We start from the raw sequence: 12344 nt of genomic DNA on the forward strand, positions 1-12344 counted from the left end.
CAGCGCCGAGTCGAAACGCCTACGCGATCAGCTCCCCGCCGCGGTAGACGGCGTGCACCAGGGGAACCCCGGGCCGATAGGCCAGATGCGTGCGCGACGGCGCGTCGAGCAGCACCAGATCTGCGCGTGCGCCGAGCGCGAAGGAGCCGACGTCCGTGCGGCCGAGAGCTCGCGCGCCGCCGGCGGTGGCTGCCCAGACCGCCTCGGCGACCGTCATCCCCATCTCGCGCACCGCGAGCGCGACCATGAGTGGCTGGGAACTGGTGAAGCTGGTGCCCGGGTTGCAGTCGCTCGCGAGGGCGACGCTCACACCGGCGTCGATCAGCCGCCGCGCGTCGGGATAGGGCTGCCGGGTCGAGAACTCCACACCGGGCAGCAGTGTGACCACCACGTCGCTCGCTGCCAGCAGGCGCACGTCCTCGGCATCGAGATAGGTGCAGTGATCGACCGAGATCACGTCGAGCTCCGTCGCGAGACGCACGCCACCGCCGTGACCCAGCTGGTTGGCGTGCAGCCGCGGGAGAAGTCCCGCGGCGATGCCGGCGCGCAGGATGCGGCGACCCTCGGCGAGCGTGAACGCCCCCCGCTCGCAGAAGACGTCGATCCACCGGGTGAAGGGCAGCACGGCCTCCAGCATCGGACCGCAGACGAGGTCGACGTACGCGTCGCGGTCGCCGACGAACTCGTCGGGCACGACGTGAGCACCGAGGAAGGTCACCTCGTCGGTCACCTCGCGCGCGAGGCGCGCCAGCCGGACCTCGCCGTCGACGGTGAGGTCGTAGCCGGTCTTCACCTCGAAGGTGGTGGTGCCCTGTCGGTGCATCTCCTCGACGAGTGCGGCGAGCCGTGCCCGCAGCTCGTCGTCGGATGCCGCGCGCGTCGCCGCCACGGTGCGGCGTATGCCGCCGGCGACATACGGCTGGCCGGCCATGCGGGCATCGAACTCGTCGGCGCGATCCCCGGCGAAGACGAGGTGCGTGTGGCTGTCGACGAAGCCCGGAATGACCGCGCGCCCCTCGGCATCCACCACCGTCGAGACGACGGGCGGCTTCTCGCCGGCGCGGCCGACCCAGGCGATGCGACCGTCGACGATCGCCACGGCGGCGCCGCGGATGAGGCCCGTCGGGTCGGCGGGGTCGTCCCCCAGGCCCTCGACGTTCGTCGTGAGCTCACCGACGTTCGTCAGCAGCAGCGTGCTCACGGCGCGTCGTCCCGCAGCATCGGAACGACCAGTCCCCGCTCACGCGCGACCTCGCGGGCCCGCTCGTACCCGGCATCCACGTGGCGCATCACGCCCGTGCCGGGATCGTTCGTCAGCACCCGTTCGAGCTTCTCGGCGGCGAGCGCCGTACCGTCGGCGACGGTCACCTGGCCGGCGTGGATCGAGCGGCCGATGCCGACCCCGCCGCCGTGGTGGATCGATACCCAGGACGCACCCGACGCCGTGTTCAACAGGGCGTTGAGCAACGGCCAGTCGGCGATCGCATCGGAGCCGTCGGCCATCGCCTCGGTCTCGCGGTACGGGGAGGCGACGGATCCCGCGTCGAGGTGATCACGACCGATGACGATCGGGCCGGCCAGCTCGCCCGAGGCGACCATCTCGTTGAACTTCAGACCCGCCAGGTGGCGTTCTTTGTAGCCGAGCCAGCAGATGCGCGCGGGGAGCCCCTCGAAGCGGACGGTGTCGCCCGCTCTGTCCAGCCATCGCCGCAGCGCGGCGTCATCGGGGAACAGCTCCGCGACCGCGCGGTCGGTCTTGGCGATGTCGTCCGGATCGCCCGACAGCGCCACCCACCGGAACGGGCCGCGCCCCTCGGCGAACAGCGGCCGGATGTAGGCGGGGACGAACCCCGGAAACGCGAACGCCCGGTCGTAGCCGCCGAGCTCGGCCTCACGGCGGATCGAGTTGCCGTAGTCGAACACGGCGGCCCCGGCATCCTGGAATCCGACCATCGCCGCGACGTGCGCCGCCATGGAGGCCCGAGCACGGGCGGTGAAGTCCTCGGGGTCGGATGCCGCAGCATCCTTCCAGGCCGCCACGCTCACACCGATCGGAAGGTAGGCGAGGGGGTCGTGGGCGCTGGTCTGGTCGGTGACGATGTCGATCGGGGCGGCCCCGGCGTGCCGGCGGCGCAGCAGTTCGGGGAAGACCTCGGCCGCGTTGCCGACGAGACCGACCGACAGTGCCTCCGCGGCCGTGCGGGCCGCGACGACGCGCGCCAGGGCCGCGTCGAGGTCGTCGGTGTACTCGTCGAGGTAGCCGTGCGCGACCCGGCGCTCCAGCCGCGACGCATCGACGTCGACGATCAGCACCGCTCCCCCGTTGAGGGTGACCGCGAGCGGCTGGGCACCGCCCATGCCGCCGGCGCCGGCGGTCAGGGTGAGGGTGCCGGCGAGCGAGTCGCGTCCGAGCGAGCGCGCGACGGCGGCGAACGTCTCGTACGTACCCTGGAGGATGCCCTGCGTGCCGATGTAGATCCACGATCCCGCGGTCATCTGTCCGTACATCGTGAGTCCCAGCTGCTCGAGCCGGCGGAACTCGGGCCACGTCGCCCAGTCACCGACCAGGTTCGCGTTCGCGATGAGCACGCGCGGGGCCCACTCGTGCGTGCGGAAGACGCCGACGGGCTTTCCGGACTGCACCAGCAGTGTCTCGTCGGGCTCGAGCTCGTCGAGAGTGCGGACGATGGCGTCGTAGGCCTCCCACGACCGCGCCGCCCGACCCGTGCCGCCGTAGACGACGAGGTCTTCGGGGTGTTCGGCGACCTCGGGATCGAGGTTGTTCATCAGCATCCGCTTCGCGGCTTCGGCGCCCCAGCTCTTCGCGGTGCGCTCGCCCCCACGCGGGGCGCGGACGGGGCCGCGGCTCGACGCCGCCCGGTTCACAACTCCGGAGTTCTGGGCGTCAACGGGTGATGTCATCGTGATCTCCTTCGATCAGGGACGGTTGTCCGGAGTAGTGAACGCAGCGTCGGCGACCGCGCCCGACAGGACGAGAGCGGTGGCCGCTTCCAGGTCGGGGCTGACGAATCGGTCGGGTCCTGGACCGGCGATGCCCGCGGCCCGCACCGCGGCCCGCACGGCGCCGGTGGCGGGCCCCGGTTGCAGCGGTGCCCGCAGGTCGAGGGCGCGGCATCCGGTGACGAGCTCGATCGCGAGCACCCGAGCGAGTCCGTCGACGGCGCGACGCAGCTTGCGTGCGGCGGCCCATCCCATCGACACGTGGTCTTCCTGCATCGCCGACGAGGGGATGGAGTCGACGGATGCCGGAACCGCCAGACGCTTGAGCTCCGAGACGATCCCCGCGGCCGCGTACTGCGCGATCATGAGGCCCGAATCGACGCCGACCTCGTCGGCGAGGAACGGCGGCAGGCCGTGACTGCGGGTGCGATCGAGTGCCCGGTCGGTGCGGCGTTCGGCGATCGAGGCGAGGTCGGCGACGGCGATCGCGAGGAAGTCGAGCACGTACGCGACGGGGGCGCCGTGGAAGTTGCCGTTGGATTCGACGCGCCCGTCGCCGGTGACGACCGGGTTGTCGACGGCGGAGGCGAGCTCCCGCTCGGCGATCGTGCGGGCGTGCGCGACGGTGTCGCGCGCGGCACCGTGCACCTGCGGGGAGCACCGCAGTGAGTAGGCGTCCTGCACGCGCGTGCACACGGCCGGATCGCGGTGACTCGCGACGAGGGGCGAATCGGCGAGCAGGGCGCGCAGGTTCGCGGCCGAGGCGGCCTGTCCGCTCTGCGGACGCAGCGCCATCAGGTCGGCGGCGAACACCGCGTCGGTGCCGAGCTGGCTCTCGATCGAGAGGGCGGCGGTGATGTCGGCGACGGTGAGCAGGTTGTCGAGGTCCGAGAGGGCCAGAGCGAGCATGCCGAGCATGCCGTCGGTGCCGTTGATGAGCGCGAGCCCCTCCTTCTCTTCGAGTACGAGCGGGGCGATGCCGGCGGCGGCGAGGGCGTCGGATGCCGGGACGAGCAGACCCTCGGCATCGCGCACCTCCCCCTCGCCGAGCGCCGCCAGCGCGAGGTGCGAGAGCGGGGCGAGGTCGCCCGAGCACCCGAGCGAGCCGTACTCCCGAACGATCGGGGTGATCCCGGCGTTCAGCATGGCCGCGTAGGTCTCGACGACGACCGGGCGGACCCCCGTGTGCCCGGTCGCGAGGGTCTGCAGGCGCAGCAGGTGCAGCGCGCGCACGACGTCGCGTTCCACCTCCGCACCGGTACCGGCCGCGTGGGAGCGGATGAGGCTCGCCTGCAGCTGGCGACGCCGCTCGGGCGCGATGAACGTCGTCGCGAGCGCCCCGAAGCCGGTCGAGATGCCGTAGTGCGGCTCGGGGTCGTCGGCGAGCCGTTCGATGAGCTCTCGCGCCTGGCCGATCCGCGTCCACGCGTCGGCGGCGATCTCGACCGTCGCGCCGTCGCGGGCCACGGCGACGACCTCGGCGGGAGTGAGGGGGCGCGCGCCGATGAGGACGTGATCGGCGATTCTCGAGGGGGCAACGGTGGTCATGCCTCGATTCCACCCCGGCTGTGCCCGCGCAGCCACACGGGCGTGGCATTGTGTGTCTGTGATACCAGACAATCTCGGCGATGCGGATGCGCCGCCGAAGGCGGTGCAGGTCCCGGCCGCGGACCAGACCCTGCGGATCCTCGCCTATCTCGCACGCCAGCGCGGACCGGTCGCCGCCCGGACGATCTCCGAAGGCCTCGCCATCCCCCGCTCGAGCGTGTACCACCTGCTGACCGCGATGGCGACGCACGGTTTCGTGGTGCATCTTCCGCACGACCGGCGCTGGGGGCTGGGTACGGCCGCGTTCGAGCTGGCCGGCGGCTACGTCCGTCAGCAGCCTCTTGCGCGTCTGGGCCGTCCCCTCGTCGCCGCCCTCTCCGACCGCCTCGGCGAGAGCACGCACGTGGCGGTGATGACCGGCCGCGATGTGCTGTACATCGTCGAGGAGCGCGCTCCGCGGCGCCCTGCGCTCGTCACGGACGTGGGTGTGCGGCTGCCGGCTCACCTCACGGCGACGGGACGAGCGATGCTCGCCGCTCTGCCGCGCGAGCAGGTGCGCGCGCTCTACCCGGATGCCGCGGCCTTCGCCGACCGCACGGGTCGCGGGCCGAGGCGCCCGACCGAGCTTCGCGAGCTGCTGCGTCAGACACGCGCCGCGGGCTTCGCGGGTGAAGACGGCGAGGTGACCCTCGGCTTCCGTTCGGTGGCGGTCGCCGTCCGCGACCACGCCGGCTGGCCGGTCGCGGCGATCGCGGTGACGTGGCCCGCCGAGGCCGGTCACACCGCGGAGGCGCTCGCACCGGCGGTGACGACGGCGGCGGACGAACTGCAGCGCCGGCTCTACGGCTGAACGCTCGGCGGCGCCGTCTCACGCACGACGAGGCGCGGCTCGACGAGGACGTGGGCACTCCCGGGTTCGGCGGCACGGTGCTCGATGGAGGCCGCGCCTCCGAGCAGCAGATCCAGGGCGCCGACGGCGACCTCCTCGGGCAGCTGCTCGACGCTGGACAGACCCAAGGCTTCGGCGGCCGGGGTGTTGTCGAAGCCGATGATCGGCAGGGCGGGGCGCCCGGCCGCCACCGCGGCCAGGTGCGCACCGACCGCCAGAGAGTCGCTGACGCACACGATGGCATCGATCTCGTCGGAGGCGACGAGGTGGGCGGCGACGTCACGCGCCCGCGCCACGTTCTCGTCGCTCACGACACGGATCGGCGTCCATCCGGCCGCCCGCACGTCCCCGGCATCCAGCGCCCGACGCCAGCCTCGTTCGCGGTCGTCGCCCGTTGCGGAACCCGCGGGCCAGCCCAGGAAGGCGACGCGCGGACCCGCCGTCGCCAGGGCATGCCGTGTCGCCTCGGCGGTGCCGGCGGCCCCGTCGACGTCGACCCAGTGATGGCTGGGGGCGCCCACGTCGTCACGGCCCCAGGGACGGCCGAACGAGACGAAGGGCACGCCGCGCTCCAGGAGCCACTCCGCACGAGGATCACCCGGGAAGGTTCCGGTGATGACGACCGCGTCGATCTCTCCGCCCTCACGCAGATCCCCCATCCGTCGGATCTCCTCCTCGGGGGTGCGCGCCGCGTAGAGCATGACGCGCAGGCTCCGCTCGCCCGCCTGCTCGGTGAGGGCGTGAACGAAGCGGTCGAGCACGACGCCCGAGATCCCGCCGGCGTACGGGTCGAGGTGGATGCCGATGGTCGAGCTGCGTCGCGTGCGCAGTCGACGGGCGGAGGCGTGCGGCGCGTAGTTGAGGCGCGAGATCGCGTCGGCCACCCGTGCGCGGGTCTGCTCGCGCACGATCTGAGGAGAGTTGATCACGTTGCTGACGGTCTGACGCGAGACGCCCGCGGCCCGCGCCACGTCTTCGATCGTCGCCGATCTGTTCACGCGGTCCTCCTTGACGGTCTCGGCCTCGTCGTCTATCTTTTCAAGCATCCCACAATTTGAACGATCAAATGATCGATCCAAGGGCGGATCGCACGGACGATCCGCGCGGGATGGCACCATGGGCCGCGCTGCCCACGCGCGAGCCCCGCGATCGAAGGAGATGCGATGAAGCGACACACAGCACGGACGCTGCTCGCGGCAGGAGGCCTGGCCGTGGCCTCGAGCCTGCTGCTGACCGGATGCGGACAGGGATTCAGCGGGTCGGGCTCTGACCCCTCGGCCAGCGCCGGGGATCTGACGTCGTCCGACAAGCCGCTGACGATCATGATCGGCTCGTCCGGAGACGCCGAGACCAAGGCCGTGCAGGATGCCGTCGCCGCCTGGTCCGCGAAATCGGGTGTGTCGGCGTCGGTCGTCGCCGCGACCGACCTCGCCCAGCAGCTGTCGCAGGGCTTCGCGGCGGGCTCTCCGCCGGACCTCTTCTACCTCAGCACCGACCAGCTTGCGGGCTTCGCGAGCAACGGCTCGCTGAAGGCCTACGGCGACCAGCTCAGCAACAAGGACGACTTCTACCCGTCGCTCGTGAAGAACTTCACCTACGACAACACCTTCTTCTGCGCGCCGAAGGACTTCTCGACGCTGCAGCTGGTCATCAACGAGAACCTGTGGACGAAGGCGGGCCTGACCGACGCCGACATCCCGACCACCTGGGACCAGCTGGCCGCCGTGGCCGCGAAGCTCACGAACGGCTCCACGAAGGGGCTCGTCTTCGGCGGCGAGTACGCCCGTCTCGGCGCCTTCATGGCCCAGGCCGGCGGCCGCCTCGTCTCCGAGGACGGCAAGACGGCCGAAGCCAACAGCGACGCCAACGTGACGGCGCTCACCTATGTCCAGAAGCACCTGCAGGACGGCACGTTCGCCTACGCCTCCGACGTCGGAGCCGGCTGGGGCGGCGAGGCGTTCGGCAAGCAGCTGGGCGCCATGACGATCGAGGGCAACTGGATCACCGGCGCCCTGGGCGACTACCCCGACGTGAAGGCCAAGGTGGTCGAGCTTCCCGCCGGCAGCGCCGGCAAGGGCACCCTCCAGTTCACCAACTGCTGGGGCATGGCCGCGGACAGCCCCAACCAGAAGGCCGCGCTCGACCTCGTCGAGTACCTCACCAGCGCCGACCAGCAGCTCGCGTTCTCGAAGGCGTTCGGCCCCATGCCGTCGGTGCAGTCCGCCGCCCAGACGTGGAAGAACGACAACCCCTCGCTCGTGGCGTTCCTCAACGGCGCCGACTATGCGCAGGGCGTTCCCACCAACAAGGGCGCCGCAGACGTGATCAAGGACTTCAACGCGCAGCTGGAGTCGCTGAAGACGGGCGACCCCAAGAAGATCCTCGACTCGGTGCAGTCGAACCTCGAGGCCGTCGTCGGCTGATCATGTCCGCTCCCGTCGCTCCGGCCGCGACGCCCTCGCGCCCGGTCTCGCCCCGGCATCCGCGCTCCCGCGGAATCCGCCGTGGCGAGGCCGGTGCGGGCTGGCTGTTCGTCTCGCCCGTCATCCTCATCCTCGGCGTCTTCCTGCTGATCCCCGTGCTCATGGCGCTCTGGGTGAGCTTCTCGGACTGGTCGGGGCGCGGGAGCCCCCTTTCCGGATCCGTCGGCTTCGTCGGCCTGGACAACTACGCCGCGATCACCACCGGTGGCGGGCTGGCCGAGCGCGACTTCGGCACGGCGCTGCGCAACAACGCGTGGTATGTGCTGCTCGTCGTGCCGCTGCAGACGGTGCTGTCGCTGTTCCTCGCCGTCCTGGTCAGCCGCCGCATCCTCCGCGGGCGCGGCTTCTTCCGCACCGCCTTCTACTTCCCGTCGGTGACCAGTTCGGTCGCGATCACGGTGCTGTGGCTGTTCCTGTTCTCGTTCGCCGGCCCCGTCAACCAGATCATGTCGGCGATCGGTGTCGCCGCCCCCAACTGGTTCAACGATCCCCGCGGCATCGTGCACGTCGCACTCGGGGCGGTCGGCGTCTCGAACGGGCCGGACGCACTCACCGGAGCGGGTTTTCTCGGGGTCTCCTGGTGGGACTGGCTGGCGGGTCCGTCGGTCGCGATGTCGGCGTTCGTGCTGATGGCGGTGTTCACGACGAGCGGCACCTTCATGCTGCTGTTCATCGCCGCGCTGCAGAACATCGGCGTTGAGCTCGGCGAGGCAGGCATGATGGACGGCGCCAACGGATGGCAGCGCTTCTGGCACATCACGCTCCCTCAGCTGCGGCCGACGCTGTTCACGGTGATCACGCTCGGACTCATCGGCTGCTGGCAGGTGTTCGACCAGATCTACACCGGCACGCAGGGCGGTCCCGCCAAGACGACGATGACACCGGCCTACCTCTCGTACACCTCCGCCTTCCAGAACCAGGACTGGGGTGTGGGAGCGGCGATCGCCTTCATTCTCTTCGTCATCATCATCGCCTTCACGCTCCTGCAGCGCTGGGTGCTCCGCGACCGCCCGGTCTCGAAGCGGCGCATCCGCGCCTATCAGCCGCGCGCGGCGGCATCCACGAGCCCTTCGCCCTCGAAGGAGGTCGACGCATGACCACCGCCCTCGGCACCGTCGAGGTGCAGAGCGCGCCGCCGACGCGACCGCCGCGGCGCCACCGGCGCATCACCCCCCGCAGCCTCACCGGCCAGGTGCTGCTGTACGGGATGCTGGTGCTGCTCGCCCTCGTCTACATCTACCCCTTCCTGGTGCAGGTGGCGACCTCGTTCAAGACCGAACCGGATGCCGCCGCGGACCCGGTCTCCCTGATCCCCGCGACGTTCTCGACGGCCGCGTACGAACGTCTGTTCCTGCACAGCGACTTCCCGCTGTGGTTCGCCAACTCGACCATCGTGACGCTCTGCGTCACGGTCGGCCGCGTGTTCTTCGTCTCCCTGGCCGGGTACGCGCTCGCGCGGCTCCGCTTCCGAGGGCGCGGCGTCGTGTTCGCCCTGGTCGTGGCGGTGATGGCCGTGCCCACGGTCGTGCTGCTGATCCCGAAGTTCCTCGTGCTGAACCAGCTCGGCCTCTACAACTCGTACGCCGGCATGATCCTGCCGCTGCTGGTGGACGCCGCGGGCGTGTTCATCATGAAGAACTTCTTCGAGTCGATCCCCGACTCCGTCGAAGAGCAGGCCCGCATCGACGGGGCCGGGACCTTCCGGGTGTTCTGGTCGATCGTGCTGCCGATGGCCCGGCCCGCGCTGATCACGATCGTGATCCTCTCGTTCCAGGGCTCGTGGAACGAACTCAGCCACTTCATCGTGTCGACCCAGTCGCCCGAGCTCACGACGCTCACCAAGGGCGTCGCGTCGCTCGCCTCGGGCCAGCTCAGCCAGGGCACGCAGTACCCTCTCAAGCTCGCGGCCGCGGCGATCATGACGATCCCCGTCGCCGTCCTCTTCTTCCTCTTCCAGAGGAAGATCATGAACACCAGCGAAGGAGCAGTGAAGGGATGACGGCCGGTTTGCAGCCATTCCTGTCCGACCGGATCGTTGCGCTCGCCGCGCCCACCCAGGCATGGTCGGGGCGTGACGGCGACATGGGGGCGGCCCCGATCGACGGCATCTACCACGGAGACACCCGGTTCGTCCGGGGTCTGGACGTGCACTATGCCGGCGCCGACGGCGCATGGCGTCGCCCGGAACACATCGCGACGGATCCGATCGCGGCCGGCGCCGTGCGGATGGACGCGCTCCTGCGTGGCGTGGACGACGACACGCCCGATCCGAAGGTGCGTCTGCAGCGGGAGCGCACCGTGGTCGAGGGGCGCGTCACCGAGTCGCTCACCGTGCGCTCCGCCCGCGACGCACCGGTCCTCCTCCGGCTGCGGGCCCGCGTGCGCGTGGACATCGGCGCCCTGCAGGACGTGAAGGCGGGTGCGTCCGGCCGGACGCACGGCGAGCTGACGATCTCCGACGGCACGGTCATCGTCCGTCGGGGCGACGCATCCGTTCAGCTGACGGCACCGGGTGCCGCGCTCGCCGCCGACGACGACGGCGAGATCAGCGTGGAATGGCGCCTGGACTGCCCGCCGCGAGGGCGGATGAGCGTGTCGTGGACGGCGATCCTGGCCGACGCCGCCCTGGTGGTGCGCGGGGCGGCCGCGACGATCCCCTGGGAGCGCCCGTCGACACCCACGGGGACTGATCCACGTCTGCCGCGCTGGCTCGACCGCGCCCTCGACGATCTCGGCGCGCTGCGCCTGACCCTTCCCGACGCACCGGAGGACGAGTTCTTCGCAGCCGGGGCACCCTGGTTCTTCACCCTGTTCGGACGCGACTCGCTCTGGGCGGCTCGACTGCTGCTGCCGCTGGATGCACGGCTCGCGGCATCCACGCTGCGCGTCCTCGCACGTCTGCAGGGCACGCGAGACGACCCGGCGACGGCCGAGCAGCCGGGCAAGATCATGCACGAGCTGCGTGCGTCGACGTTGACGATGCCGGGTGAGGGCATCGTGCTGCCGCCGCTGTACTACGGCACCGTCGACGCGACAGCGCTGTGGGTCTGCGTGCTCGCCGAGACGGCCGAGCGGATGCCGCATGCCGAGGTGAGCGCGCTGCTGCCCGCGATGGAAGCCGCGCTCGAGTGGATCGTCACCTCGGCGGAGCGCACAGGCTTCCTCGAGTACGTGGACGAGACAGGCCACGGCCTGTCCAATCAGGGGTGGAAGGACTCGGGCGACTCCATCCAATGGCATGACGGTTCCCTGGCCGCCGGCCCCATCGCGCTCTGCGAAGTCCAGGGCTATGCGTACGAGGCGGCGATCGGCGGAGCCGACCTGCTGGAGCGGTTCGGCCGGCCCGGCGCCGAGCGGCTGCGCACGTGGGCGCGCGATCTCAAGCAGCGTTTCGCGCAGCGCTTCTGGGTGACGACGCCGTCCGGACGATTCCCGGCGATCGCCCTCGACCGCGATGGCCGCGCGGTCGACACGCTCACCTCCAACATCGGACACCTCCTGGGTACCGGCATCCTCGACCCCGCGGAGGAGGCGAGCGTCGCCGACCTGCTGATCGAGCCGCGGATGGCGTCCGGCTTCGGCATCCGCACCCTCTCGACCGACGCAGGCGGCTACTGGCCGCTCAGCTATCACGGCGGCAGCGTCTGGATCCACGACACGGCGATCATCGCCCGCGGAATGCTGCGCGCCGGCCTGCTCGGGCATGCCCGACGGATCGTCGCGCAGATGCTCGCCGGAGCCGAGGCCTTCGACTTCCGCGTGCCGGAGCTGTACGCCGGTGACGGCGCCGACGAGGTGCGCGCGCCCGCTCCCTACCCCGCCGCGTGCCGCCCGCAGGCGTGGACGGCGGCCGCCGCCGTCACCGCCTGGGAGGTGCTGCGGGGCGGCGACTGAGCTGGTTCAGTCCACGGCGCTCACGGTGCCGCCGGTGAGCCGGACGAGCTCGTCGAAGGTGAGAGGGAACACCGTGTGGGGAGTGCCGCCGGCCGCCCAGATCTCGTCGAACCCGGCGAGCGCCTCGTCGACGACCGTGGCCAGCGGGGCGGGGTGGCCGGTGGGCGCCACGCCGCCGATCGCCTGGCCGGTCGCGGCGCGCACCTCATCCGGCGAGGCCCGCACGATGCTGCGCCGGCCGAGGCGCTGGGCGAGAGCCGCCGTGTCCACGCGGTGCGCCCCGCTCGTCATCACGAGCAGCGGCTCGCCGTCGGACATGAAGACGAGGCTGTTCGCGATGGCCCCGACCTCGACGCCGAGCGCGGCAGCGGCGAGCGCCGCCGTCGATGCGGCATCCGGAAGCGTGATGATCTCCCCCGAAACTCCGGCGGAGCGAAGGGCCTCGTGGACGATGCGACTGCGCGGCGACAGGTTCTCGGTCATGTCGCCAGCCTAGGGCGGACCGCCCCGCGAACGTCGCCGACATCGTCCAGGCAAGGCAATCCAGCCTTACTGGCGGGCCCGCGGTA

The 12344-nt window shown here is 71.2% G+C and carries 10 protein-coding genes; 5 read left to right on the forward strand and 5 right to left on the reverse strand.

The genetic code is table 11. The annotated features are described in order from the left end of the window. Positions 1-19: 19 nt before the first annotated feature. Genes hutI through hutH form a run of 3 tightly spaced genes read right to left on the reverse strand, consistent with a single transcriptional unit; the run spans position 20 to position 4509 of the window. Positions 20-1201: an imidazolonepropionase gene (hutI, locus tag PP359_RS14165; protein WP_499250888.1), complete on the reverse strand. Its 1182-nt coding sequence runs from the start codon at positions 1199-1201 to the stop codon at positions 20-22. Continuing rightward, the gene (gene hutU / locus PP359_RS14170; protein WP_112931096.1) at positions 1198-2922 is read right to left on the reverse strand and encodes a urocanate hydratase; all 1725 of its coding nucleotides are present in this window, start codon (positions 2920-2922) and stop codon (positions 1198-1200) included. The genes hutI and hutU overlap by 4 nt, the downstream gene beginning before the upstream one ends. Positions 2923-2937: 15 nt before the next feature. Continuing rightward, entirely contained in the window at positions 2938-4509 is a 1572-nt protein-coding gene (gene hutH / locus PP359_RS14175) for a histidine ammonia-lyase (RefSeq protein WP_499250889.1), read from the reverse strand. A 58-nt stretch (positions 4510-4567) separates the two neighbouring features. On the opposite strand from hutH, the gene PP359_RS14180 reads away from it, so the two are divergent. Further along, positions 4568-5359, forward strand: coding sequence for an IclR family transcriptional regulator (locus PP359_RS14180; RefSeq protein ID WP_499250890.1), 792 nt, complete (start codon positions 4568-4570; stop codon positions 5357-5359). On the opposite strand, the gene PP359_RS14185 is transcribed toward PP359_RS14180, so the two are convergent. Further along, positions 5350-6444: a LacI family DNA-binding transcriptional regulator gene (locus PP359_RS14185; protein WP_294942722.1), complete on the reverse strand. Its 1095-nt coding sequence runs from the start codon at positions 6442-6444 to the stop codon at positions 5350-5352. The genes PP359_RS14180 and PP359_RS14185 overlap by 10 nt on opposite strands. 117 nt (positions 6445-6561) lie before the next feature. On the opposite strand from PP359_RS14185, the gene PP359_RS14190 reads away from it, so the two are divergent. The 4 genes from PP359_RS14190 to PP359_RS14205 are packed head-to-tail and all read left to right on the forward strand — an operon-like array spanning position 6562 to position 11775. Continuing rightward, positions 6562-7821, forward strand: coding sequence for a sugar ABC transporter substrate-binding protein (locus PP359_RS14190; protein ID WP_005052274.1), 1260 nt, complete (start codon positions 6562-6564; stop codon positions 7819-7821). Between the two features lie 2 nt (positions 7822-7823). Beyond that, the gene (locus PP359_RS14195; RefSeq protein ID WP_135949680.1) at positions 7824-8978 is read left to right on the forward strand and encodes a carbohydrate ABC transporter permease; all 1155 of its coding nucleotides are present in this window, start codon (positions 7824-7826) and stop codon (positions 8976-8978) included. Next, positions 8975-9880: a carbohydrate ABC transporter permease gene (locus tag PP359_RS14200; protein ID WP_499250891.1), complete on the forward strand. Its 906-nt coding sequence runs from the start codon at positions 8975-8977 to the stop codon at positions 9878-9880. The genes PP359_RS14195 and PP359_RS14200 overlap by 4 nt, the downstream gene beginning before the upstream one ends. Beyond that, positions 9877-11775, forward strand: coding sequence for a glycogen debranching N-terminal domain-containing protein (locus PP359_RS14205; RefSeq protein WP_499250892.1), 1899 nt, complete (start codon positions 9877-9879; stop codon positions 11773-11775). The genes PP359_RS14200 and PP359_RS14205 overlap by 4 nt, the downstream gene beginning before the upstream one ends. A 6-nt stretch (positions 11776-11781) precedes the next feature. Here PP359_RS14205 and PP359_RS14210 read toward each other — a convergent pair whose 3' ends face one another. Then, positions 11782-12258, reverse strand: a complete 477-nt coding sequence (locus PP359_RS14210) for a YbaK/EbsC family protein (RefSeq protein ID WP_005052264.1) — start codon at positions 12256-12258, stop codon at positions 11782-11784. Between the last annotated feature and the right edge of the window lie 86 nt (positions 12259-12344).

This window comes from Sphingomonas sp. BLCC-B65 (assembly GCF_028550675.1).
In the GTDB taxonomy this organism is placed as follows: domain Bacteria; phylum Actinomycetota; class Actinomycetes; order Actinomycetales; family Microbacteriaceae; genus Microbacterium.